At 45.0% G+C, this 22,725-nt stretch carries 26 protein-coding genes; 14 read left to right on the forward strand and 12 right to left on the reverse strand.

The window, feature by feature from the left end; translation table 11 throughout:
- The 3 genes from O9323_RS12345 to O9323_RS12355 all read left to right on the forward strand — a co-directional run.
- Nucleotides 1-430, forward strand: a 430-nt coding sequence (locus O9323_RS12345; RefSeq protein WP_288125199.1) for a DUF2887 domain-containing protein, incomplete at its 5' end; no start/stop codon positions are given.
- Nucleotides 423-1,250 (forward strand): Rpn family recombination-promoting nuclease/putative transposase, encoded by an 828-nt coding sequence (locus tag O9323_RS12350; protein ID WP_149106437.1) that lies wholly within the window; start codon nt 423-425, stop codon nt 1,248-1,250. The genes O9323_RS12345 and O9323_RS12350, both read left to right, overlap by 8 nt.
- A 22-nt stretch (nt 1,251-1,272) precedes the next feature.
- Nucleotides 1,273-1,464 (forward strand): Rpn/YhgA-type helix-turn-helix domain-containing protein, encoded by a 192-nt coding sequence (locus O9323_RS12355; RefSeq protein ID WP_002752126.1) that lies wholly within the window; start codon nt 1,273-1,275, stop codon nt 1,462-1,464.
- A gap of 66 nt (nt 1,465-1,530) precedes the next feature.
- On the opposite strand, the gene O9323_RS12360 is transcribed toward O9323_RS12355, so the two are convergent.
- From O9323_RS12360 to O9323_RS12375, 4 genes are read right to left on the reverse strand one after another with little or no spacing between them, the layout of a single operon-like run.
- On the reverse strand, nt 1,531-1,668 hold the full coding sequence (locus O9323_RS12360; RefSeq protein WP_002752129.1) for a hypothetical protein: 138 nt from the start codon (nt 1,666-1,668) through the stop codon (nt 1,531-1,533).
- 31 nt (nt 1,669-1,699) lie between these two features.
- Nucleotides 1,700-2,878 carry an LL-diaminopimelate aminotransferase gene (locus tag O9323_RS12365; protein WP_002752132.1) on the reverse strand — a complete coding sequence of 393 codons (1,179 nt, stop codon included), beginning with the start codon at nt 2,876-2,878 and terminating at the stop codon, nt 1,700-1,702.
- Between the two features lie 16 nt (nt 2,879-2,894).
- Nucleotides 2,895-3,257 (reverse strand): thioredoxin family protein, encoded by a 363-nt coding sequence (locus O9323_RS12370; protein ID WP_002752133.1) that lies wholly within the window; start codon nt 3,255-3,257, stop codon nt 2,895-2,897.
- Between the two features lie 45 nt (nt 3,258-3,302).
- Entirely contained in the window at nt 3,303-4,181 is an 879-nt protein-coding gene (locus O9323_RS12375; protein WP_002752135.1) for an ABC transporter permease, read from the reverse strand.
- A 198-nt stretch (nt 4,182-4,379) separates the two neighbouring features.
- Here O9323_RS12375 and O9323_RS12380 point away from each other — a divergent pair, with 198 nt between their 5' ends.
- From O9323_RS12380 to cobT, 3 genes are read left to right on the forward strand one after another with little or no spacing between them, the layout of a single operon-like run.
- Nucleotides 4,380-4,613 (forward strand): hypothetical protein, encoded by a 234-nt coding sequence (locus tag O9323_RS12380; RefSeq protein WP_002739069.1) that lies wholly within the window; start codon nt 4,380-4,382, stop codon nt 4,611-4,613.
- On the forward strand, nt 4,601-5,011 hold the full coding sequence (locus O9323_RS12385; RefSeq protein WP_002752137.1) for a type II toxin-antitoxin system VapC family toxin: 411 nt from the start codon (nt 4,601-4,603) through the stop codon (nt 5,009-5,011). Before O9323_RS12380 ends, O9323_RS12385 begins: the two co-directional genes overlap by 13 nt.
- A gap of 27 nt (nt 5,012-5,038) precedes the next feature.
- Nucleotides 5,039-6,112 (forward strand): nicotinate mononucleotide-dependent phosphoribosyltransferase CobT, encoded by a 1,074-nt coding sequence (gene cobT / locus O9323_RS12390; protein WP_002752139.1) that lies wholly within the window; start codon nt 5,039-5,041, stop codon nt 6,110-6,112.
- A gap of 187 nt (nt 6,113-6,299) precedes the next feature.
- Here the strand turns inward: cobT and dps are convergent, their stop codons facing one another.
- Nucleotides 6,300-6,833 carry a DNA starvation/stationary phase protection protein Dps gene (gene dps, locus O9323_RS12395; protein ID WP_002752142.1) on the reverse strand — a complete coding sequence of 178 codons (534 nt, stop codon included), beginning with the start codon at nt 6,831-6,833 and terminating at the stop codon, nt 6,300-6,302.
- 382 nt (nt 6,834-7,215) lie between these two features.
- On the reverse strand, nt 7,216-7,947 hold the full coding sequence (locus O9323_RS12400) for a glutathione peroxidase (protein WP_002752145.1): 732 nt from the start codon (nt 7,945-7,947) through the stop codon (nt 7,216-7,218).
- A 196-nt stretch (nt 7,948-8,143) separates the two neighbouring features.
- Here O9323_RS12400 and O9323_RS12405 point away from each other — a divergent pair, with 196 nt between their 5' ends.
- Nucleotides 8,144-9,094 (forward strand): undecaprenyl-diphosphate phosphatase, encoded by a 951-nt coding sequence (locus tag O9323_RS12405; protein ID WP_002752147.1) that lies wholly within the window; start codon nt 8,144-8,146, stop codon nt 9,092-9,094.
- Nucleotides 9,095-9,106: 12 nt separating this feature from the next.
- Here O9323_RS12405 and O9323_RS12410 read toward each other — a convergent pair whose 3' ends face one another.
- From O9323_RS12410 to tig, 5 genes are all read right to left on the reverse strand, one after another.
- Nucleotides 9,107-9,964 carry an alpha/beta fold hydrolase gene (locus O9323_RS12410; RefSeq protein ID WP_002752149.1) on the reverse strand — a complete coding sequence of 286 codons (858 nt, stop codon included), beginning with the start codon at nt 9,962-9,964 and terminating at the stop codon, nt 9,107-9,109.
- Nucleotides 9,942-10,151, reverse strand: coding sequence for a hypothetical protein (locus tag O9323_RS12415; protein ID WP_002752152.1), 210 nt, complete (start codon nt 10,149-10,151; stop codon nt 9,942-9,944). Before O9323_RS12415 ends, O9323_RS12410 begins: the two co-directional genes overlap by 23 nt.
- A 21-nt stretch (nt 10,152-10,172) precedes the next feature.
- Entirely contained in the window at nt 10,173-11,507 is a 1,335-nt protein-coding gene (gene clpX / locus O9323_RS12420; protein ID WP_002752154.1) for an ATP-dependent protease ATP-binding subunit ClpX, read from the reverse strand.
- Between the two features lie 7 nt (nt 11,508-11,514).
- Nucleotides 11,515-12,216 (reverse strand): ATP-dependent Clp endopeptidase proteolytic subunit ClpP, encoded by a 702-nt coding sequence (gene clpP, locus O9323_RS12425; protein ID WP_002736918.1) that lies wholly within the window; start codon nt 12,214-12,216, stop codon nt 11,515-11,517.
- Between the two features lie 454 nt (nt 12,217-12,670).
- Nucleotides 12,671-14,065, reverse strand: coding sequence for a trigger factor (tig, locus tag O9323_RS12430; protein ID WP_288125200.1), 1,395 nt, complete (start codon nt 14,063-14,065; stop codon nt 12,671-12,673).
- A gap of 324 nt (nt 14,066-14,389) precedes the next feature.
- Between tig and O9323_RS12435 the strand changes: the two genes are divergently transcribed.
- From O9323_RS12435 to dxs, 5 genes are all read left to right on the forward strand, one after another.
- On the forward strand, nt 14,390-15,427 hold the full coding sequence (locus O9323_RS12435) for an aspartate-semialdehyde dehydrogenase (protein ID WP_149107332.1): 1,038 nt from the start codon (nt 14,390-14,392) through the stop codon (nt 15,425-15,427).
- Nucleotides 15,428-15,695: 268 nt separating this feature from the next.
- Entirely contained in the window at nt 15,696-16,586 is an 891-nt protein-coding gene (gene dapA / locus O9323_RS12440; RefSeq protein ID WP_002752161.1) for a 4-hydroxy-tetrahydrodipicolinate synthase, read from the forward strand.
- Nucleotides 16,587-16,828: 242 nt separating this feature from the next.
- Nucleotides 16,829-18,577, forward strand: a complete 1,749-nt coding sequence (locus tag O9323_RS12445; protein WP_288125201.1) for a ribonuclease J — start codon at nt 16,829-16,831, stop codon at nt 18,575-18,577.
- A 174-nt stretch (nt 18,578-18,751) separates the two neighbouring features.
- Nucleotides 18,752-19,522 (forward strand): nickel pincer cofactor biosynthesis protein LarB, encoded by a 771-nt coding sequence (gene larB, locus O9323_RS12450; RefSeq protein ID WP_002752163.1) that lies wholly within the window; start codon nt 18,752-18,754, stop codon nt 19,520-19,522.
- Nucleotides 19,523-19,595: 73 nt separating this feature from the next.
- Nucleotides 19,596-21,506 (forward strand): 1-deoxy-D-xylulose-5-phosphate synthase, encoded by a 1,911-nt coding sequence (gene dxs, locus O9323_RS12455; RefSeq protein WP_288125202.1) that lies wholly within the window; start codon nt 19,596-19,598, stop codon nt 21,504-21,506.
- 68 nt (nt 21,507-21,574) lie between these two features.
- Here the strand turns inward: dxs and O9323_RS22660 are convergent, their stop codons facing one another.
- Nucleotides 21,575-21,748, reverse strand: a complete 174-nt coding sequence (locus tag O9323_RS22660) for a type II toxin-antitoxin system VapB family antitoxin (protein ID WP_103111850.1) — start codon at nt 21,746-21,748, stop codon at nt 21,575-21,577.
- 280 nt (nt 21,749-22,028) lie between these two features.
- On the opposite strand from O9323_RS22660, the gene O9323_RS12460 reads away from it, so the two are divergent.
- Both O9323_RS12460 and O9323_RS12465 read left to right on the forward strand, forming a co-directional pair.
- Nucleotides 22,029-22,256, forward strand: coding sequence for a hypothetical protein (locus O9323_RS12460; protein ID WP_016516281.1), 228 nt, complete (start codon nt 22,029-22,031; stop codon nt 22,254-22,256).
- A complete protein-coding gene (locus tag O9323_RS12465) occupies nt 22,243-22,626 on the forward strand; it encodes a type II toxin-antitoxin system VapC family toxin (protein WP_288125203.1) in 384 nt (127 codons plus the stop codon). Before O9323_RS12460 ends, O9323_RS12465 begins: the two co-directional genes overlap by 14 nt.
- Nucleotides 22,627-22,725 lie beyond the last annotated feature (99 nt).

The raw sequence follows: 22,725 nt of genomic DNA on the forward strand, positions 1-22,725 counted from the left end.
GAATCAGTTAGATGAGGGGGATTCTCTGGGGGTAAAAGTGTTACAATTAATTGTAGAATCGGAACCAAACACCTTAGCACAGGGAAAAGAACTGATTCAACAAGTTAGACAACAATTCCAGGAGTCTTTAAAAAGACAGGACATTCTAGAATTAATTGAGACAATTCTCATTTATAAATTGCCCAAATTAAACCGTAAGGAGATAGAAAAAATGTTTAGTTTAAGTGATTTAAGGGAAACTAAAGTCTATCAAGAAGCTTTAGAGGAAGGCCGAGAGGAAGGCAAAGAGGAAGGCAAAGAGGAAAAAGCTCGACAAATTGCCCTAAAAATGCTATATGCTGGCTTTTCTATCCCAGAAATCGCCCAATTTACCGATTTATCCCCCGCAACTATCGAGCAATTACAAAGACAAAACGCTCACGATGTTTGATAATATTTGTAAATTTATTGCCGAAAACTTCTCCGATGATTTAGCCACTTGGTTATTGGGTTCTCCCCTCTCCTTAACCGTCCTCGACCCGACGGAATTACAATTAGACCCCATTCGTGCCGATTCTCTGATTTTTTTGCAGTCAGAGGAATTGATTCTCCATACCGAATTTCAAACCGACCCCGACTCCAAAATTCCCTTCCGAATGCTCGATTATCGGATTCGCGTCTATCGTCGTCATCCCCAAAAACAAGTGCGTCAAGTGGTAATTTATCTGCGACGCAGTGATTCCCCCCTAGTACAAGAAAATACCTTCCGTCTGGGGGAAACCTTTCATTCTTTCCAAGTCATCCGTCTTTGGGAAGAAAAGACACCACAATTTTTCCATCATCCCGGTTTATTACCCTTTGCCGTACTCAGCAATACCGATGACCCCGAACAGGTGTTGAGTCTGGTGTCCCGTTCTTTAGAAACTATCCCCGAAAAACAGGTGCAAAGCAATCTCGCTGCCGCTACCAGTATTCTCGCTGGGTTAGTATTAAATCGAGAGACGATTAAAAAAATCCTTCGGAGTGACATTATGAGAGAATCCGTCATCTATCAAGATATTTTAGAGGAAGGCAGAGAGGAAGGCGAGGAAAAAGGACTACAAAAAGGACGGCGAGAGGGGGAGGAAAAGGGACTACAAAAGGGTAAAGAAGAAAAAGCTCGACAAATTGCCCTAAAAATGCTATCTGCTGGCTTTTCTATCCCAGAAATCGCCCAATTTACCGATTTATCCCCGGCAACTATCGAGGAATTACAATCGAGAGACGATTAAAAAAATTCTTCGGAGTGACATTATGAGAGAGTCCGTCATCTATCAAGATATTTTAGAGGAAGGCGAGGAAAAGGGACGGCGAGAAGGCGAGGAAAAAGCTCGACAAATTGCCCTGAAAATGCTATCTGCTGGCTTTCCTATCCCAGAAATCGCCCAATTTACCGATTTATCCCCCGACGCGATCGAGCAATTACAAAGGCAGCAGCGCAATTAAAGCTTTAATAACCGCAAAGGGTGGGAAATTAGCAAAATTTTGGCTCATCTCCCCACCCCACACCGATTAACGACGTTTAGCGAGGCCACGCACCACTAAACCACCATCTAGTATGCCTAATCCGATAATACCAGAAGGTTCGGGAGTGGACACATTACCAATATCACCCGAAATATCAGAAGCAACAAGGCGAAAGTTATCCATTGCAGCATAACCACTGCTTAGAATATCGGTTTTATCCCAAAAAAGCCCCAATTTTCTCCACGGCAGCCTCTAGAATATCGGGATCGTGAACTAAGGCAAAACGCACATACCCCTCACCACCCTTACCAAAACCGGACCCGGGGGAAACAGCGACACCAGTTTGGGCCACCAATTGCCGACAAAAATCGACGGAATTACCCGGCCAACTGGGGGGAATTTTCGCCCAAACGTACATAGTAGCGGCCGGAGTGGCAACCGGCCAACCGATGCGATTTAGGGCATTAATAAACACATCCCGGCGTTTTTGGAAGATAGCGACGGTTTCTTTGACCGAATCTTGATTACCAGTTAAAGCAGCGATCGCACCGTTGAGAATGCCCAAATACTGATTAAAATCAACCATGGCTTTAATCTGTCGCAAAGCCATAATTAACTGCGGGTTGCCAATGGCGAAACCGATGCGAAAACCGCCCATATTATAGGACTTGGAAAAGGTAAAAAACTCGATCGAATTAGTTTTAGCTCGATCGGCCTGTAAAATTGACGGGGGGGGCGATGTTCCCGCAAAAAAGATGTCTAGATAGGGAAAATCGTGGATTAAAACTAAATTATGCTGACGGCAAAAATCAACCGCTTTTTGAAAAAATGCCAAATGTGCGATCGCTGTAGTGGGATTATGGGGATAACTCAAGACCATCAGCTTCGATTGTGCCAGCACTAGCTCAGGAATGTCCTCTAAAACCGGCAGAAAGTCATTTTTTGCCAAAATTGGCATTCCGTAGATTTGACCGCCAGCAAGGGCAACACCGCCCAAATGGGAGGGATAACCCGGATCGAGAAGCAGGGCAAAATCCCCGGGGTTGAGAAGGGCCAAAGGTAGATGGGCCGTGCCTTCCTGAGAACCAATTAGGGGTAAAACCTCCGTTTCTGGATCGATGGGAACACCAAAGCGATCGCTATACCAGTTAGCGGCAGTTATTCGGAAGTCTCTGGTCCCATTATGGAGTAAATAGCCGTGGGTGTGAGGATCGTGGAGAGATCGCTCTATAGCATCGATAACATGGGGAGCAGCCCCAAGATCGGAGGAACCGAGCGAAAGATCGATAATGGTATTACCCGCTTCTCTACTGGCAGCTTTTGCCCGATCCATATCGGCAAAAACGTTGGATTGGAGTGCCTGTAAGCGGTGTGCTAGGGTTAAGTTATTCATAACCACAGATACCTAATTAGTTGACATAGGTATCGATAAAAGATTGTAATTGTGGTTTGCCGATCGCCCCTTCATGAGTGGCAATAAGTTTTTTATCTTTAAAGATGCGTAAAGCGGGAACACCTTTCACATCACATTTAGCCACCGAGTTGGGGTTAGGGTCCACCTCTAGTTTAACTACTTTTAGCCGTTCGCCGTAGGTTTTGGCCACCCAATCGATCGAGGGGGATACCAGACGACACGGACCGCACCAACTCGCCCAAAAATAGACTAAAACGGGTTTTTCGACCTCAAAAACCTCTTGGTCAAACTTCTGATCGCTAATGACAGTTACGCTACTCACAGTATTTATTTCCTCGCCATCGTTACTGATCATCATAGAGGTTCTGGGTACTTTTCGGCAATTATCCAGTTCCACAGTTCCTCAAACATGAGGATCGAAGACATCGCGTAAACCATCACCGATAAAATTAATACTTAACACCGTGATCACGATAGCCAGAGCGGGAAAAATGACCAAATGGGGGGCAGTTGTCAAGTAATCTTTAGCTTTAAATAACATTTGTCCCCAAGTCGGCACATCGGGGGGGAAACCCAAACCCAAAAAACTCAGGGTTGACTCGGTAATAATCGCATTACCCACGGCTAAAGTGGCCGCCACGATTATCATTCCCAAAACGTTAGGTAATAAATGCACCCAGATTAAACGGAAAGGAGTGGCCCCCAAAGCAATCGCAGCCGAGATAAACTCCATCTCTCGTAATTTTAAGAAATTTCCCCGCACCAATCTGGCCACCGACATCCAATTTAAACCCCCGATCACCAAAACCACGAGGATAAAAATACCCGTTTCCGGTCCGGCGATTTTCTTGATACTATCGCGAAATAGATAGACAATCAGCAAAAGTAAGGGTAATTGGGGCAAAGATAGAAATAAATCCGTTAATCGCATCAATAAGCCATCGATCGCCCCCCCGTAAAACCCAGAAATAGCCCCGATCGCTGTCCCCAGAATCATCGCGACTATCATAGCAGCAATCCCCACCGCCAGGGAAATTCGACCCCCCACCAAAATCCTCGCCAATTGATCCTGTCCCAGATCATTAGTGCCGAAAAGATGTTTTAAACTAGGGGGAGCAGTGGTTTGACTAAAATCAATGGTATCGATAGGAACTCGATAGAAAATCGGACCGAATAGGACAGCAAAAATAATTATCATTAATGCGATCGCTCCTATTACTGCCAAGGGATCTCGGTAAAAACGTCGCCAAGTATCGATAATTGCAGAAGACAGGAGAGACATAAGCTGTTAAGTGTTTAAATTACTTTTTGAGACGAGGCACTCTTGCATTAGGGGAGATTCCGCTAATCTAAGAATAAACGGTTTAAATGAGTCTTTTTAGTCTGCTGTATTTTAGGTAAAATCTCAAGATGAGTCCCTTTATTGAAGGAACCGTTGTGTTATAGTATAACTCAAGTTCAGAAAATAGAGAGTAAAACTATGACTGTTAAAGAACTTATTCAAACAGCAATTGATAATTTACCTGAAGAACAACTAGATGAACTTTATCAATTAATTAAAAATTTCACCGCCAGCAAAAACAACTTATTAGAAGAAAAACCATCCTTATTCAAACGTCATTTTCCAGTTGAGAATATGGTGGGTAAAGCTAAAATACTAGGTGATATGGTCAGTCCTATTGTAGATGAAGAAGATTGGGAATGTCTGAAGTAATTGTGCTTGATAATCATATTTGGTTGTGGTTAATAAATGGCAATTTTGACAGATTTCCCGAGCATTGGCTAGAAAAATTTGAGTTAGCAGAATCTCTCGGAGTTTCCCCCATTTCTTGCTATGAAATAGCCCTTGCTAACCAACGGGGGAGATTAGAATTAAGTTATCCCCTTCAAGAGTGGATTCAACAAGCTTTAACAGTAGCTAAAATAGATATATTTTCAATTACCCCCGAAATTGCCATTAGAGCCGTTAATTTATCTCCCATTCACAAAGATCCTTTTGACCGTATTATTATGGCTACAGCCTTAGCATACGGGGCAAAACTGGCTAGTATTGATAACTTATTTTCTAAATATGTTGAAATCAAAGATCATCTCATGGAGAGAGGGAAATAGTGATAAGTAAGAGGACAAAATCAACAGATGATTAAAATTTACACGGAAATCGAACGGGGGCAAAATTGGTTAGAGCGCCATCAAAAATCTTGTCCGATATTTGCCCTAGTTTTGGGATTTACCGAGACGGGATTAATCCCTGGAATCTCCACCGCCGGCGCCACCCCGGAAGATAGAAAATATACAGCGATCGCCGATGCCGAATTTATCGTTAAAGGAGTTTCACCCCATCCCCGTTATCCCTTACCCCCCCTAACGGTGGGAGCCTCTCCTGCCTATATTACCCGCGCCGTGGTGGAAAAATTAGCCATTCCCGTCCTCGTTTTTAACGCCGGTTTACCCTTGCCCCCGGCCGTCGATTATATCGAACTGGGGGGACAACCGGCCCGTTGTCTCTCCACCGGCCGCGCTCTAGATCTCCCCATAGTAAAACACCTGTTCGCCCAAGGATTAACCTGGGGCGAAAAACTAGCCCGCCAGTCTAGTTATCTAATTATCGGCGAGTGTGTGGTCGGTGGCACCACCACCGCCCTCGCCATCCTCACCGGATTGGGTTATCGAGCCAACGGCAAAGTTAACAGCAGCCATCCCCAGTGCAATCATGCTCAGAAACAGGCAATAGTTGAGCAGGGATTAGCCGGAAAAGAAATTTTTGATCCTTTTGAGGTAATCGCCGCCCTAGGCGATCCTCAGCAGATTTTCGTCGCTGGCATGGCCATCGCCGCCAGTGGGCAGGGTGGGGTACTTCTCGCCGGAGGAACCCAAATGTTAGCCGTTTCTGCCCTAATTCAAGCTCTAGTGACTAAATATGCCTATCCGGTTAACTGGGAAAATATCATCGTCGGCACAACTCGTTGGGTAGCGGAAGATAGAACAGGGGATACGGTGGGATTAGCCAGCCTGATCGGAAAAATACCCCTATTAGCCACACAATTAAACTTTTCCGCCTCTAAATACCCGGTTTTGCAAGCTTATGAACAGGGTTTCGTCAAGGAAGGAGTCGGTGCGGGGGGATGTGCGATCGCTGCTTATCTGTACCAGAATTGGACTAATCAAGATTTGGTCAAGGCGATCGAAAATTTAATCGGGTTTCAACTATAGTAGTTATAGTCATTTCAGATAAGTCTGATACAGTCTAGACCGACAAAATTCTTCAAAACCCTTATGAACTCTGGGATTGATATTCTCAATTTTAATTGAAATGACTATAAGTGATTGGCTACGTTTACCGATTACGAGAATTTAAGGTGTATTAAGCTACGTTAACACACCCCAAATTTATCTATATTTAACCGATAACATCTTCCGATTTAATCAGATGCGCTTCTAGGAACCAGAGACGTTTATCGATGTCCCGGGAGATTTCCGTATAGAGATCTGCTGTGTCGGCATCCCCTTGATTGCCAGTAGTATCAATAGCAGAACGAAGATGGGAAGCGTATAATGCATAACGTTCGGCTAAAGCAACGAGATGTTCACTACCATCGACGATATCAGCCGGATATTCCGGCAGAATCGAGTTAGCGGCAGCGATGCGTGCTGTTCCCAAAGCGGTTCCACCTAAAGCGGTAATCCGTTCTGCTACCATGTCCCCATAGCCTTCTAATTCCGTGGCCATTTCGTCGAAGAGGCTATGCAATTGGTAGAAATTTAAACCTTTTACATTCCAGTGGGCTTGTTTAACCTGAGTTTTTAGGTCTAAACTAGCGGCAAGGGTTTGGCTTAGGATTTCAACAATAGCTTTGCGGATATCTAATGCTAAATCGATGCGGGTGGAGTAGTATTGTCCCGTGGTTTTGGTTTTGACTGGAATGGCTACCATAATCTTTCTCCTTGATCAGTTAACAGAATACTCGATAATTTTCTCACTTGTGTCCGTGTAGAGGGGACTGATTTTGATCCTACAATTAAGCTCAAGCTATACATATCCCCTTTAAGAATCGATTAACATCGCCCTCAGCCGTCAGCCGTCAGCTAGATAATAGTGTTGATAACTAGAAAAATGGCTCTCTTCGGTTTGGTGGGTAAAATGTATTCTAAGATACAGTCCTGCGGGCGAGCGAGTGGAACGAACCACAAAGACACAAAGGACACAAAGATTGATCGCTCCTATATAAGTTAAACTTATCACACAGAGAATAAGAGAGCCGAAAAATGCCTAATTAATTGAAAAATCAGAAGCTGACAGCTGATAGCTTAATTAATTAAGCTCCTAAATAAGCCGCTAATTCTTCCGAACCGCCAATTAATTGGCCGTTAATGAAGACTTGTGGGGTGGTGGTATTACCACTCATGGCCCGCAGAGAACGACTGGTGGCATCGCGTCCGAGGATAATTTCTTCGTATTGTAGCCCTTTTTCTTCTAACATTTTCTTGGCCCGGAGGCAGTAGGGACAGCCCACTTTCGAGAAAAGAGAGACTAAAGGCGGTTTTTTGGCTTCTGGGTTGATGTAGTGTAACATCGTTTCTGCATCGGAGACTTTGAAAGGATCTCCCGGTTCTTCTGGTTCGATGAACATTTTCTCGATAACACCATCTTTGACTAGCATCGAATAGCGCCAAGAACGTTTACCGAAACCTAAGTCAGCTTTATCGACTAACATCCCCATTCCTGCGCTAAATTCGCCGTTACCGTCGGGAATTAAGACGACATTATCACATTCTTGGTCCTTTGCCCACTCGTTCATGACAAAGGTATCATTCACCGACAAGCAAACAATAGCATCTACGCCATTTTCCCGAAAAACTGGGGCTAATTCGTTATATCCGGGTAAATGGGAGGTGGAACAGGTGGGAGTGAATGCCCCGGGTAAGGCAAAAAGAACAACGGTTTTTCCTTTGAATAATTCCTTGCTGGTGATGTTCACCCATTGATTATTTTGACGCACGGGAAAGGTGACATCGGGAACTCTCTGTCCTTCTCGGTTTGGTAGCATAATCTTCAACTCCTAATTACTAAGTCGTACTCATTTCGAGTTTGTCTAAATTAAGTGTACTCATAACGACTATGAGTTGTCAACAAGTATTTATACTTAAATCAGGAGATAGGGGAATGGGAAATAGACAAAAGGCAGTAATATTGATTAGTTAATTTCCCCACACCCCACACCCAACCCCTTTTTTTACTGAAAAATGATGTTTTCCTTACTGAAAAAAAGCTATAAATGGCTAGGACTAGCGATAATAACGGTGATTTTGGCGATTACACCCGCCGTCATTGCCCAATCAACCACTAGCACCATACCTCTGGCAAAAATTAACTGGTTACAGGCAATTTTTTTGGGATTTGTGCAGGGAGTGACGGAATTTTTGCCGATTAGCAGTACCGCTCATCTAAAAGCGATTCCCGTCTTTTTGGGTTGGGGAGATCCCGGTGTCACCTATACAGCAGTGATTCAATTGGGCAGTATTGCGGCGGTATTGTCCTATTTTTGGCAGGATTTAAGGCAAATATCCACGGGAATGGTGAAAGCGGTGGCTAGTTCCGATTATCGTTCCCAGGATTTTCGTTTAGCCGTGGGGATTATCCTAGGCACAATTCCGATCGTTTTCTTCGGTTTGTTAATGAAACTTTTCATTCCCGATTTAGATAACTCCCCCCTGAGAAGCATGACAGCGATCGCCAGTGCCTCCATAGTCATGTCTTTACTCTTAGGTACGTCCGAAAAAATCGGGAAACATAAACGCAGTTTCGAGACTTTGCGACAAAAAGACGGGGTTTTAATGGGATTAGCCCAAGCTTTAGCCCTAATACCGGGGGTATCTCGTTCTGGGTCCACCTTAACTGCCGGGTTATTCATGGGTTTAGAAAGGGCCGTAGCGGCGCGATTTTCCTTTCTGTTGGGGATTCCGGCGATAGCTTTAGCCGGTTTAGTGGAATTTAAAGGCGTTCTCGACCAGATTAACACCAGTGAATTAATTCCCCTGGGTATTGGGGTAATTTCCTCGGCGATATTTTCCTATCTTTCGATCGCTTGGTTATTAGATTATCTCAAAAAACAGAGTACCTGGGTTTTTGTCTGGTATCGTCTCTTTTTTGGGGTTGCTATCCTGATTGGTGTGGCCTTGGGGCGTTTTTCCTGACCTTTTGGCATTCTAATTAATTTCCAAAAAATCTTGCAATTTTTGTAGATAAGTAGGGGCATCTTCTAACATGGGGAAATGAGCAGTATTAGCCATCTCCACATACTGGATATTATTATTCAAATCCGCCGCCATTTTGCCCATTTTGGCGGGGATAATAATGTCTTTTTCCCCTGATACTAAAAGAGTTGGTACTTTAATCTCGGCAAATTTACCCGGCATAATTTCCACTGCCTTTTTACTCACAGATGTATAAATTGTGCCTAGAGCGGCATCGTAATCCGCCGCCAAAAAATCTTCTAAAAAAGCAATTCTTTCTGATTTTGGGATCGATCGATGCAAAAATCTCGCCATAAATAATCGATCGGCAAAAGGTACTTTTAAAAACCAATCATAACGAAACTGTACCACATACTTACCGAATTTATGAAAGGCAGCAAAAGCCGCTTTATTATACTCAAAAATGCCATTACAGGTTAAAACTGCTTTGACCACTCTTTCGGGGTACATAGTAATAAAAAAAGTCGCCACCGATGCCCCCATAGAGTGACTATTAAGATAGACTTTTTCAATTTCCAAACTATCTAAAAACAAGGCCAAATCAAGGGCATATTCTTCTAAATCGTAGGAAAGCTCGGGGGATTTTTCCGGCAATTTAGACCGACCAAAACCCCGCATATCGTACAATAAACAATCAAAGCGATCGCAAATTGCCGCAGCTGTTGATCGCCAATAACGTCCCGATCCTCCCCAACCATGAATAAACACCATCACCGGCTTTTTCTGGGCAGATTCCGACTCCCGAATCCACTCGTAATAGTGGGGAACACCTCGGACAGTGACTGTTTTATCGATTATTTGAGTTTTCATGATAGATGTCGTCTTCCAGATTATCCCAAATCTTAGCGAGAGCAGTTTCGCTGACTTTTTGCCAGAAATCCGAGTTTGTCTCCTCCGGGATGAGGGTGACTAAAACCCTAGTACCCTCTGGAATCGGCACGGATTCGAGGAGTTCGATCCGGCCTTCTTTGACAATTGCGGGAACGGTATTGAGCATGGTTAACCTCGATTTTTCCCCTTAAGCGGATTCTTGACTGGGTAGAGAGGAAGGATGAACCAATAGATCTGCCGTGGAACGTTTTTCCACCATTTCGCGGGTGATTAAACATCGTTTCACGTCTTTGCGCGAGGGCAATTCGTACATGACATCGAGCATTAATTCCTCGACAATACCCCGTAGGGCCCGGGCCCCGGTTTTGCGACGATAGGCCTCTTGGGCGATCGCTAGGACGGCATCAGATTTAAACTCTAACTGTACATTGTCCATCTTCAACAGTTTTTGATACTGTTTCACCAAAGCGTTGCGGGGTTGCGTCAGGATAGCGATTAAAGCTTCCTCATCCAGGGGTGAAAGCGCAGCTAGGACGGGAATCCGACCGACAAACTCCGGAATCATGCCAAATTTGACTAAATCATCGGGAGTCATTTGTTTTAATAACCCTGCCGCTACCTTATCCTTACTAGCTTGGCCATCTCCCGGTTGAATAAAGCCCATGGATTTTTTACCGAGACGCTGATCGATCACCTTATCTAAACCGACAAACGCCCCACCGCAGATAAACAGGATATTGCTGGTGTCAATCTGAATACAATCCTGATAGGGGTGTTTGCGGCCGCCTTGGGGGGGAACATTGGCGATCGTTCCCTCTAACATTTTCAGTAAAGCTTGCTGTACCCCTTCTCCGGACACATCCCGGGTAATCGAGGTATTTTCGCTCTTACGGGCAATTTTATCGATTTCATCGATGTAGATAATGCCCCGCTGCGCTTCTTCCACGTCTAAATCTGCCACTTGTAACAGACGCAAGAGAATATTTTCCACATCTTCCCCCACATAACCGGCCTCGGTTAAAGTGGTGGCATCAGCGACAGCAAAAGGTACATCGAGGATTTTAGCCAGAGTTTGAGCTAGAAGGGTTTTTCCCGATCCTGTGGGACCAATTAACAGAATATTGGATTTTTGCAGTTCGATGCTATCTTCTGGACTACCGCCACCGGCTTTTTGGGTTTGGATATCTTTGAGGCGTTTGTAATGGTTATAAACGGCCACCGAAAGCACTTTTTTCGCCTCATTTTGACCAATAACGTAGTCATCGAGGTGTTTTTTAATCTCTCTTGGTTTGGGAATTTGTTCCCAAGTGGTTTTGTTTTGGCCCGATCGCCGTTTGTTGGGACGTTCCTCCACTGGGGCGACCGGACTGGGCGGTTCCATCAATTCCTCATCGAGAATTTCGTTACACAGTTCCACACACTCGTCACAGATATAGACCCCCGGCCCGGCGATTAATTTTCGCACTTGTTCCTGGGATTTGCCGCAAAATGAACACTTGAGGTGGGAGTCGTACTTAGACATAGTTTATTTACAGGGAAGTAACGGGAACGGTAGGATCGGGCAGTTCGGGACGGGAAATCACCAGATCGATTAACCCATATTCTTTGGCTTCGACGGCCGACATGAAAAAGTCCCGTTCGGTGTCGTTGGCGATGCGATCGTAGGGTTGACCGGTGTGGTGAGCCAGCATGGTGTTGAGTCTCTGTTTAATATAGAGGATCTCTTTGGCCTGGATGGCGATATCACTAGCTTGACCTTGGGCGCCGCCGAGGGGTTGGTGAATCATGATCCGGCTACTGGGTAGGGACATCCGTTTACCTGCTGCGCCGCCACAAAGCAGGAATGCTCCCATACTAGCGGCTAAACCGAAACAAATTGTCGCCACGTCGGGGCGAATTTGTTGCATGGTGTCGTAGATAGCTAGTCCGGCATAAACGGAACCACCGGGGGAGTTTATATAAAGTTGGATATCTTTTTCGGGATCTTCTGCCTCCAAGTAGAGGAGTTGGGCGACGATCGAATCAGCGACCTGATCATCGACGGGAGTTCCCAAAAAGACAATTCTCTCGCGCAGGAGTCGAGAATAGATATCAAAAGCCCGTTCACCCATGCCAGACTGTTCGATTACCACGGGTAAAACGTTAGCTAGGGAGTTTCTCCCCGTGTTGGCGTAGATAGCAGGGCGACAATTACTGGTAATTGGGTAGTCAGGTGATCTCGATTCGAGCATAATTTTTTCGGTTCCGCTATCACAATCTTAGGGTTTTTGCTTGGCTGTGGAGCTTTGACTGGCAAATGTTAAGCATCTTTAGCACTTCTGTCCATCTATTATGCCCTAAGTTTTCCCCGGTTGGCAGGAATCAGTGATCAGTTATCAGTTATCAGTTATCAGTTATCAGTTATCAGTTATCAGTTTTAGACACAGCAAGCCTTTTAGGGATTTAAAGAACATTTAAAAGGGGGTTTTTGGGGCAATTCTGAGTGTACTATCATGCCTAAAAGCCTGAAGACTCGTAAAATGAACTTGTTAATCCCGTTGAATTTTACCCCGTATTACGTGAACTAAAACCTGAAACCCTTGCTACAGCGCAAATTTAGAATTGCTGAGTTATCAGGGAATGGGGGAATGGGGGAATTCAACCAATACCCTAAAACCCCAACACCCCAACACGACTGCTAACTCCTTACGGTTCTTCCTCGGCTGCCAACACTTCCACTTCGGTGAATGCGAAGGTTTCTTCTGTTTCCTCATCCTCGCTTGTTTCTTCCTCTAGGGAACCTTTGGGGACGAGGGTGATAGTAGCCTTTTCTTTCAGCCATTCTAGGGTGTTTTCCGCCAGCATTTCTTCGGTGATCACCTGTTCCAGACGCTGCCTATCTATGTCGCGATCGGACAATTGCGCCATGATTTTGGCGATTTTTTCCGTTACCGCTTCGGGACTGACTTCAATGCCTGCGACTTTAGCCAATTCTTGCACCACGAGAGTCTCTTTTAGACTTTCGATCGCATCGGGACGGGTGCTTTCCCGCATTTTGGGAATATTATCTTTTGTAAACAACTGGTTGACATCTAGCCCCATTTGTTGAAATTCCATGAAGCTTTGGGTCAAAATATGCGTCACTTCCTTTTCGATCAGCGTCTCCGGTAAATCTAAAGTCGCACCCTTAACTAATTCCTTGGTTAAAGCGTCATAAATGCTTTCTTTGGTTTCCTTCTCCGCTTGTTCTTGGAAGCGTTTCTCTAAACTTGCTCTTAATTCGGCGATTGTCTCCTGATCGCTGACTTCTTGGGCAAAATCGTCGTCAAGCTCTGGTAATTCCTTTGCCTTTAACTCTTTCATCGTAATGGTAAAAATTACCGCTTTTGCTGCCACATCCTCTTTGGGATAATCTTCTGGGAAAGTTAAAGTCATCTCTTTGACTTCTTCCGGTTTCATGCCGATGATTCCTTCCACCATCCCCTCGATAAAGCGTCCTGCTTCCATATCCACCCGCAGATCTTCGCCGTCAATATCTGGGATATCTTCGCCAGTTTCGGCGGATTTTCCCCGATAATCAACAATCGCCACATCTCCTAGCTGCGCCCCGCGATCTTCCACGGGAACCAATGTCGCTAACTGTTCTTGACGCTCTTTAAACCAATTTTCCACGGATTCGGGATCATAAACGGTTTCTTCGGCAGTAACGCTCAGATTTTCGTAATCTCCGAGAATAATTGTCGGGGCCACATCCACGGAAACTGAAAAAGTCAAAGCTTTACCCGGTTCATAGGCAGCGATCAAATCCTCAAACTTAGACAATAGCTGCGGAGTACCCAGGGACTCGATCCCCTCCTGTTTTAGGGCAGATTCGAGACAATTTTCGATTAATTCCTCAATTACCGCCGCTTTTACAGCTTTAGAACCCAATCTTTGCAGAAGAATCTGACGGGGAACCTTGCCGGGGCGAAAACCGGGTATATTGGCCGACTTCGCTAAATTATTTACCACTTTCTCGTGGGTGTTTTTCGTAGTTTCGGCGGGAATTTCAATTTCTAAACCTATCTGACTGGCAGGAAGCTTTTCCTGAATAACTTTCATTGATTTTTCTAGCTCTTACGACAAGGAACGTTTATAATAGGGTGAGCGGTGTTTACGCCTGCGGTGGATCCGTCCCGCTCATGATATTCTAGGGGAATAGCTGCAGTTGTTCCCCAAGCTCTCACAATCTTTTTATTTTAGCGGTCAATGGGGTATATTTAATTTATTCCGTCCTTGGGGCAGTTAAGCCCAATCAGAAAATTTTGCTGATCAAAAGCCGATCAATCCAAGCTTGAGAATAACTCGGTGGACAAAAAAGATTTTTTATTTTAACGATTTCTTCGGATCATCATCATCACCCAACTCGTCAGGAGGTCACACAATTTGAGTCAAAAAGTACGGGTCGCTATTTTAGGGGCCACTGGGGCCGTGGGAACGGAATTGCTAGAGTTATTAGCTAGTCGTCATTTCCCTCTTGCTAGTCTAAAATTACTGGCTTCTGAGCGTTCTGCTGGAAAAACCCTCGATTTTCGGGGCGAAAGTCTCCTAATCGAAGCGGTAAACGAGCGCTCTTTTCAGGACGTGGATATTGTTCTCGCTTCTGCGGGGGGGTCCACCTCGAAAGCTTGGGCGAAAACTATTGTCGAGTCGGGTGCGACGATTATCGATAACTCCAGCGCTTTTCGCATGAATCCCGAAGTGCCTCTGGTTGTCCCAGAAATCAATCCCGACAGTGTGGACAATCACCGGGGCATTATCGCTAATCCCAACTGTACGACAATTCTTTTAGGAGTGGCGATCTGGCCTCTCCACCAAGTACAGGCGATCGAGCGAGTAGTAGTTTCTACTTATCAGTCCGCTAGTGGTGCTGGAGCGCGAGCAATGGAGGAGGTAAAACAGCAAGCACAAGCAATTCTTGACAATCGGCAACCCCCCACTAATTCCTTCCCCTATCCCCTCGCTTTTAATCTTTTTCCCCACAATACCCCGATTAATGGTCAAGGGTACTGCGAGGAAGAAATGAAAATGGTCAACGAAACCCGCAAGATTTTTGCTTGTCCAGAGCTGCGGGTTAGCGCCACCTGTGTGAGGGTTCCCGTCCTGCGGGCTCATTCGGAATCGGTTAACCTAGAATTTAGTCGGCCTTTTTCTGTGCTGAAAGCCAGAGAAATTCTTGAGTCTGCTCCGGGGGTAAAATTAGTGGAAGATTGGGACGCTAACTATTTTCCCATGCCAATTGATGCTACCGGTCGCGATGAAGTATTAGTGGGACGCATTCGTCAAGATATCTCCCATCCTAACGGTCTGGAATTGTGGCTATGCGGCGATCAAATTCGCAAGGGTGCGGCTTTAAATGCTGTACAAATTGCCGAACTTTTAGTTAAGAAAAATCTCGTCGGTTCAAGATTAGCAACAGTTTGATAATTAAGCTATCAGCCATCAGCTAGATCAAGGCAATGATAACTAGAAAAATCGCTAATTAATCGGATAAATCAAGTCTTAAAGCTGATTGCTGATCGCTCAAAAACTGATAACAAAGACCGAATCTAAAACCTAATTTGTTAAGCTAAAAGCTTCAATGTACTTAAGTTGATAACCTTCTTTTTAGGTAGGAGGATTGCTAGATTCTTTCTGTTGCCTCTTGCCTTGAGAAGCTGATAACTGATAACTGATAACTGATAACTGATCAATGAGTGAAACATATTTTGGACGAGTAATTACGGCGATGGTGACACCCTTCACCGTCGAGGGTCAAGTTAATTATGGGATGGTGGAAAAATTGGCCGATTATCTAGTTACTCACGGTAGCGATGGTATAGTGGTCTGTGGGACGACGGGAGAATCACCCACCCTAAGTTGGCAGGAAGAATACGAACTATTTAGTATTGTCAAAAAAGCGGTTAATGGTCGGGGAAAAGTGATCGCGGGGACGGGTTCTAATTCCACTTCCGAAGCGATCGAAGCGACCCAACAGGCTGCTAAACTGGGTTTAGATGGTTCTTTACAAGTGGTTCCCTACTACAATAAACCACCCCAAGAGGGTTTATATGAGCATTTTCGCGCCATTGCCAAAGCTTGTCCCGATCTGCCAGTAATGCTTTATAATATCCCCGGTCGTACTGGTCAAAATATGACCCCAGAAACGATTATTAAACTGGCAGCAGTTGATAATATTGTGGCGGTAAAAGAAGCTAGTGGTAATTTAGAACAAACCTGTAAGATTTACTGTCATACTCCTGAAAATTTCGCTATTTATTCCGGCGATGATTTTCTCACCTTACCCCTAATGACCTGTGGTGCGGTGGGAGTGGTCAGTGTTGCTAGTCATCTAGTGGGAGAAGAAATTCAAGGAATGATTCAAGCTTTCTTAACTGGAGATGCGGCCAAAGCGATCGAGATTAATTTGAAATTATTTCCCCTGTTTAAAGGTTTATTCTGTGCCACTAATCCAATTCCAATTAAAGCGGCCTTAAATCTAGTCGGTTGGGAAGTGGGGGGTCTAAGACTTCCTTTATGTTCCTTAAGTCCAGAGTTAGAAGAAGGATTAGCAAAAATCATGCAAGAATTGGCTTTAATCTAGAAAAATACTAGAAATTCTTGCCCACTAAACTGGGATTTTTCGAGAAAGTAGGTTATAATATTAATAGCTTCACTAGAAGAAAAGAAATATAGTTTAGAACAGCCAGAAAGTATTGATACTAAGTGAATTTAACTAGGTGTTGTTTACCTAGTTCGACTTATTCTAACTATTCATTTTTTGAGATTTCCCGTCCACAAAACCCACCTGAAAAATCACCATAACTTACCATCAAAGGATACCTAATGAGTCAAGATAAAACCCAAGCAAAACTAAAGATCATTCCCCTAGGAGGATTACACGAAATCGGCAAAAACACCTGTGTTTTTGAGTACGATGATGAGATTATTCTCCTGGATGCTGGTTTAGCTTTTCCTTCCGATGATATGCACGGGGTCAATGTAGTGCTTCCCGATATGACTTATCTAAGAGAAAATCGCCATAAAATTAAGGGTATGATCGTCACCCACGGTCACGAAGATCATATCGGTGGTATTCCCTACCATCTCAAACAATTTGATGTACCAATTATCTACGGTCCGCGTCTAGCGATGGCTTTATTGCGGGATAAATTGGAAGAAGCAGGATTAGTAAATCGTACTAAATTAGAAACCGTTGCTCCTCGGCAAATGGTGCGTTTAGGTAAATCTTTCATGGTGGAATATATCCGCAATACCCACTCGATCGCCGATAGTTTTTGTGTAGCAATTCACACTCCTTTGGGGGTAGTTATTCACACAGGAGATTTTAAAATTGACCATACTCCCGTCGATGGCGAGTTTTTTGATCTGCAAAAAATTGCCGAACATGGCGAGAAAGGGGTGCTATGTTTATTGAGTGATTCCACTAACGCGGAAGTACCCGGTTATACTCCCTCGGAAGCTTCCGTTTATCCCGGTTTAGAGCGGGTTTTTAACCAAGCAACGGGACGGATTATGATCACTACCTTTGCTTCCTCGGTGCATCGGATTAATCTGGTGTTGAAATTGGCCCAGAAATTTAACCGGAAAGTAGTGGTAGTGGGTCGATCGATGTTAAATGTCATCGCTCATGCGCGTAATTTGGGGTATATCAAATGTCCCGACGATCTATTTGAACCCTTAAAAGCGACCCGCAATTTAGCCGATGAAAAAATCGTTATTTTAACCACAGGATCCCAGGGAGAAACTTTAGCGGCCATGACGCGGATTTCTAAGGGTGAACATCCTCATATTCGCGTGCGTCAGGGGGATACGATTGTCTTTTCCGCTAATCCGATTCCGGGTAATACGATCGCTGTGGTCAATACAATTGATCGCCTGATGATGCAGGGTGCTAACGTGGTTTACGGACGCGATAAGGGAATTCACGTTTCTGGCCATGGTTCCCAAGAAGACCATAAATTGATGCTATCTTTGACCCGGCCGAAGTTTTTTGTGCCAGTGCATGGAGAACACCGAATGCTGGTCAAACACGCTCAGATGGCCCAAAGTATGGGTATTCCCGCCGAAAATATGGTAATTGTCAAAAATGGTGACACGATCGAGTTAACTGGCGATCGCATTGCCATCGGCGCGCCAGTGCCTTCGGGAATCGAGTTAGTCGATCAAGCGGGTGTGGTCCACGAACACATTATGCAGGAAAGACAACAATTAGCCGAAGATGGTGTGATTACGATCGCCGCCTTCGTTAACGCTGAGGGACAATTAAGCGCACCTCCAGAGATTAATTTGCGCGGTGTGGTGACAAAAGTGGAAATCCCGCTGCTGAATCAGTTAATTATTCGGGCGATCGAACGCTGTTTAAGCGATCGCAGTAGTGAATTTAAAACTGCGACGGGGGTTCAGGATTGGGCCGGTTTGCGGGCCGAAATCGAGACGACTTTGCAACGTTTAATCAAACGGGAGTTAAAGAGTCAACCTCTAGTGATTTTCCTCCTGCAAGCGGCGGTAACGGAACCAGCGAACAATCGTACTTATCGCCGCCGCCGTCCCGCAGCTACCATGGCCTCCTAATATCAGTGAGCAGTAAACAGTGAGCAGTAAACAGTGATCAGTAAACAGTGAAAAGATGGCAAGAAACTGCTATTTAATACTGGTCACTTAACACATACTGCTCACTTAAAACTCAAATCTGATAACTGTTAACTTACCCACTGATAACTGATAACTGATAACTGATAACTGACCATGTTCCATGCTGCCGATTTGCGATCGCTGCTGACCGCCGTTGCCAGGGGAGAAATTAACCCGGAGACAGCCTTAGATAAACTTAAACATCTGGCCTTTGAACCGGTGGAAGACTTCGCTAAAATTGACCATCATCGTCAATTAAGGACGGGATTTCCGGAGGTTATCTGGGGGCCGGGTAAAACCACCGCTCAAATCGCCCAAATTATCCATGTTTTGCGTCAAAATAGTCCCGTGGTTATGGCCACCCGCATTGAAGCAGAGATAGCAGTCCAGCTACAGGAACAGGTAACAGACTTAGTTTATTATCCCTTAGCCCGCATCTGTGCCATTGCCGCATCCGCTCCAGAAAATCCCCCAAAAGGGATAATTTCCATCCTAACGGCGGGAACTGCCGATATTCCCGTAGCGGAGGAGGCGGCGGTTACTGCTCAATTATGCGGTTTTTCCGTGCAGCGTCTCTGGGATGTGGGAGTAGCGGGAATTCATCGCCTCTTGAATCATCGCCATCTACTGGATGCCGCCGATGTGTTAATTGTTGTTGCGGGAATGGAAGGAGCCTTACCAAGTGTGGTAGCGGGATTAGTCGATCGCCCGGTGATCGCCGTTCCCACCAGTATCGGTTACGGAACCAGTTTCGGCGGTATTGCTCCTTTGTTAACTATGCTCAATTCCTGCGCGGTCGGCATCGGTGTGGTTAATATAGATAATGGTTTTGGGGCTGCCATGTTAGCCGGCCAAATTTTACGCACGGCGGCCAGATTAGCCTAGATTTTCCTTCATCTCAGACTGAAAATCCTATACAGTTGGTATAGGGATAAACTACTTTGAAAAAGAAGCCGATATGCACCTAAGTGAAATTACTCATCCCAACCAGTTACATGGTTTATCACTCCGTCAATTAGAAGATATTGCCCGTCAGATTCGCGAAAAACACCTCCAGACGATCGCCGCTACCGGTGGACATTTGGGACCAGGGTTAGGAGTCGTAGAACTAACGATCGCCCTTTACCAAACCCTCGATCTCGATCGCGATAAAGTCCTTTGGGACGTGGGACACCAAGCTTATCCGCACAAACTCCTCACCGGTCGCTATAACGATTTTCACACCCTGCGCCAAAAAAATGGCGTTGCGGGCTATCTAAAACGTTGCGAGAGCAAATTTGACCATTTTGGGGCTGGACACGCCTCCACGAGCATTTCTGCGGGGTTAGGAATGGCTTTAGCCCGGGATGCCAAGGGGGAAGATTTCAAGGTAGTATCGATCATCGGGGATGGCGCTTTAACCGGGGGTATGGCCCTAGAAGCGATTAACCATGCCGGACATTTACCGAACACCAACATCATGGTTATCCTCAACGATAACGAGATGTCCATTTCCCCCAACGTCGGGGCAATTTCCCGCTATCTCAATAAAGTGCGTCTGAGCGAACCCGTCCAGTTTATCGCCGATAATCTCGAAGAACAATTGAAACACCTACCCTTCTTCGGTGACTCCCTCACCCCCGAAATGGAACGAGTCAAAGAAGGGATGAAACGGTTAGCAGTTCCCAAAGTCGGCGCTGTCATTGAAGAATTGGGCTTTAAATATTTTGGCCCGATTGATGGTCATAATATTCCCGAATTAATCGCCACTTTTAAACAGGCCCATAAGGTCCAAGGACCGGTTTTCGTCCACGTTGCCACCGTTAAAGGCAAAGGCTACGAATGGGCCGAAAAAGATCAAGTGGGTTATCATGCCCAAAATCCCTTTAATTTAGCCACGGGTAAACCGATTCCCTCCAGTAAACCGAAACCTCCGGCTTATTCCAAAGTTTTCGGGCATACTCTCACCAAATTAGCGGAAAATGACCCGCGCATTATCGGTATCACCGCCGCTATGGCTACCGGGACAGGATTAGATAAATTTCAGGCAAAACTGCCGAAACAGTATATCGATGTGGGAATTGCTGAACAACACGCTGTTACCCTCGCCGGTGGTCTTGCTTGCGAAGGAATGCGCCCGGTTGTCACCATTTACTCTACTTTCCTGCAGCGGGCTTTTGATCAGATTATTCATGATATCTGCATTCAAAATCTCCCGGTTTTCTTTTGTATGGACCGGGCCGGTATTGTCGGGGCCGATGGACCGACCCACCAAGGGATGTACGATATCGCCTACCTGCGTTGTATCCCCAATATGACCATTATGGCCCCGAAAGATGAGGCGGAACTGCAAAGAATGGTCGTGACGGGGATTAATCATACCAGCGGCCCCATTGCCATGCGTTACCCCCGGGGCAACGGTTTAGGGGTTCCCCTGATGGAAGAGGGTTGGGAAGCTTTACCCATCGGTAAGGGCGAAATTCTCCGCAGTGGCGATGATGTTCTCCTGTTAGGATACGGCACGATGGTCAATACTTCCCTACAGGTGGCCGAAATCCTCAGCGAATACGGCATCGAAGCCACAGTGGTTAATGCTCGTTTTGTCAAGCCCCTTGATACAGAACTTATCTTTCCCCTTGCCCAACGTCTTGGTAAGGTGGTGACTTTAGAAGAAGGTTGTTTGATGGGTGGTTTTGGTTCTGCGGTTTTGGAAGCTTTACAGGATGCTAATATTCTAGTTCCAGTCAAACGTTTCGGGGTTCCCGATAAATTAGTGGACCACGCAACACCAGAGCAATCCTTCGCTGATTTGGGTTTAACCAGTCCCCAGATTGCCCAACAGGTTTTAGCGGCATTTTTTAGCCAAAAACAAACCGCTAACGTTGGTTAAAATCTCAAGATTAGCTTGGCCAGTTTTCCCGAAAAATTAGGGAAGACTGGTTTTTTTGGTCTAGATAGTTAATGAAGACTGCCGGCAATAAATAGTGAGGGGAACGAACCACAGAGACACAAAGGACACAAAGATCGATCACTACTATATAAGTTAAATTTATCACACAAAGAATAGGAGAGTCCAGTAGCTTTAAGAGCATCAGCCATGAGTTGGTCATCAATGACAGTGTTAGTTCTCATAGTATCCCTAGTTGTGTATAGTAGATTAAACCTCTTGCATAATTAATTTGTGAGGGTTCAAAAATGAGAAAAAAGGTTAAATTTTGTCAAGAAATTGCTTAAAGTTTTGTAAAGCCACTTGACTTAAAGACAGAATTGTGTACAATCTTTCATCGGTAATTTTACCCGGAGTGCTGTGTATGGTTTCATCAGTTCATCTTATGGCTTCTGGCTGGGATTTAGCAGTTTTTGTTTTAAAGCTAACCTTTGAGCAAGAGCAGAATAGGAGGATATGTCAACCATGTTAACCACTGATCTAGAGATAAGACTAGCAGCTTTAGAAGCTGAAGTAGCACTGCTTAAGCGTTTGCTACCCACTGTCAGCGAAACTCCCTGGTGGGAAAAAATTGTCGGCACTTTTGCTGAAGATCCGGTTTACGAAGAGGCAATGCAGTTTGGTCAAGAGTACCGTCAGTCCCTAAAACCATTAGCTGAGGAAGCATCCGAACCCTCAAATGTATCTCCTTGACACAGATCATATTACTATTCTCGATCGCGGGGGTCAACCGGCACAACAATTGCTGAAAAAACTGGCTGCTATTACGAGCAGCGAAGTTGCCACCACAATTATCACCTACGAAGAACAAATGCGGGGATGGCTCAGTTACATAGCCAAGACCAATTCGATTGAAACCCAAGTTGTTGCCTATCGAAGGCTAGAAAAGCACCTCGCTAATTATCGCACGATTCCCATTGTCGGCTTTGATGAAAAGGCCGGTCAAGTTTTTCAAGAGCTTCGGGTAACTTACCCTCGTTTGGGTTCGATGGATTTGAAGATTGCTGCTATCTCAATGGTTAATAGACCTCCTGCAAAAATAGGAACTGATTATGTACAATAAAGTAAAACACTCAGAAAAACCATGACTTACGAAAAAGTAAAAAATTTGAATCCAGAAGAGTTTAAACGCTTTTGTGGAGTATATCCTGAAACATTTAAG

The organism is Microcystis sp. LE19-131.1A (assembly GCF_027532015.1).
GTDB classification, from domain to species: Bacteria; Cyanobacteriota; Cyanobacteriia; order Cyanobacteriales; family Microcystaceae; genus Microcystis; species Microcystis ichthyoblabe_A.

What these genes read in the sequence shown, in the direction of transcription:
- O9323_RS12415 (WP_002752152.1), bottom strand. Translation starts at nt 10,151, where the DNA reads ATGCTCAATACCGTTCCCGCAATTGTCAAAGAAGGCCGGATCGAACTC.
- O9323_RS12400 (WP_002752145.1), bottom strand. Translation starts at nt 7,947, where the DNA reads ATGCTACCAAACCGAGAAGGACAGAGAGTTCCCGATGTCACCTTTCCC.
- larB (WP_002752163.1), top strand. Translation starts at nt 18,752, where the DNA reads ATGTTCCATGCTGCCGATTTGCGATCGCTGCTGACCGCCGTTGCCAGG.
- O9323_RS12375 (WP_002752135.1), bottom strand. Translation starts at nt 4,181, where the DNA reads ATGTCTCTCCTGTCTTCTGCAATTATCGATACTTGGCGACGTTTTTAC.
- O9323_RS12410 (WP_002752149.1), bottom strand. Translation starts at nt 9,964, where the DNA reads ATGAAAACTCAAATAATCGATAAAACAGTCACTGTCCGAGGTGTTCCC.
- dps (WP_002752142.1), bottom strand. Translation starts at nt 6,833, where the DNA reads ATGGTAGCCATTCCAGTCAAAACCAAAACCACGGGACAATACTACTCC.
- cobT (WP_002752139.1), top strand. Translation starts at nt 5,039, where the DNA reads ATGATTAAAATTTACACGGAAATCGAACGGGGGCAAAATTGGTTAGAG.
- O9323_RS12350 (WP_149106437.1), top strand. Translation starts at nt 423, where the DNA reads ATGTTTGATAATATTTGTAAATTTATTGCCGAAAACTTCTCCGATGAT.
- O9323_RS12355 (WP_002752126.1), top strand. Translation starts at nt 1,273, where the DNA reads ATGAGAGAGTCCGTCATCTATCAAGATATTTTAGAGGAAGGCGAGGAA.
- O9323_RS12370 (WP_002752133.1), bottom strand. Translation starts at nt 3,257, where the DNA reads ATGATGATCAGTAACGATGGCGAGGAAATAAATACTGTGAGTAGCGTA.
- O9323_RS12365 (WP_002752132.1), bottom strand. Translation starts at nt 2,878, where the DNA reads ATGAATAACTTAACCCTAGCACACCGCTTACAGGCACTCCAATCCAAC.
- O9323_RS12405 (WP_002752147.1), top strand. Translation starts at nt 8,144, where the DNA reads ATGATGTTTTCCTTACTGAAAAAAAGCTATAAATGGCTAGGACTAGCG.
- O9323_RS22660 (WP_103111850.1), bottom strand. Translation starts at nt 21,748, where the DNA reads ATGAGAACTAACACTGTCATTGATGACCAACTCATGGCTGATGCTCTT.
- O9323_RS12460 (WP_016516281.1), top strand. Translation starts at nt 22,029, where the DNA reads ATGTTAACCACTGATCTAGAGATAAGACTAGCAGCTTTAGAAGCTGAA.
- clpP (WP_002736918.1), bottom strand. Translation starts at nt 12,216, where the DNA reads ATGCTCGAATCGAGATCACCTGACTACCCAATTACCAGTAATTGTCGC.
- O9323_RS12360 (WP_002752129.1), bottom strand. Translation starts at nt 1,668, where the DNA reads ATGGATAACTTTCGCCTTGTTGCTTCTGATATTTCGGGTGATATTGGT.
- dxs (WP_288125202.1), top strand. Translation starts at nt 19,596, where the DNA reads ATGCACCTAAGTGAAATTACTCATCCCAACCAGTTACATGGTTTATCA.
- tig (WP_288125200.1), bottom strand. Translation starts at nt 14,065, where the DNA reads ATGAAAGTTATTCAGGAAAAGCTTCCTGCCAGTCAGATAGGTTTAGAA.
- dapA (WP_002752161.1), top strand. Translation starts at nt 15,696, where the DNA reads ATGAGTGAAACATATTTTGGACGAGTAATTACGGCGATGGTGACACCC.
- O9323_RS12385 (WP_002752137.1), top strand. Translation starts at nt 4,601, where the DNA reads ATGTCTGAAGTAATTGTGCTTGATAATCATATTTGGTTGTGGTTAATA.
- O9323_RS12380 (WP_002739069.1), top strand. Translation starts at nt 4,380, where the DNA reads ATGACTGTTAAAGAACTTATTCAAACAGCAATTGATAATTTACCTGAA.
- O9323_RS12445 (WP_288125201.1), top strand. Translation starts at nt 16,829, where the DNA reads ATGAGTCAAGATAAAACCCAAGCAAAACTAAAGATCATTCCCCTAGGA.
- O9323_RS12465 (WP_288125203.1), top strand. Translation starts at nt 22,243, where the DNA reads ATGTATCTCCTTGACACAGATCATATTACTATTCTCGATCGCGGGGGT.
- clpX (WP_002752154.1), bottom strand. Translation starts at nt 11,507, where the DNA reads ATGTCTAAGTACGACTCCCACCTCAAGTGTTCATTTTGCGGCAAATCC.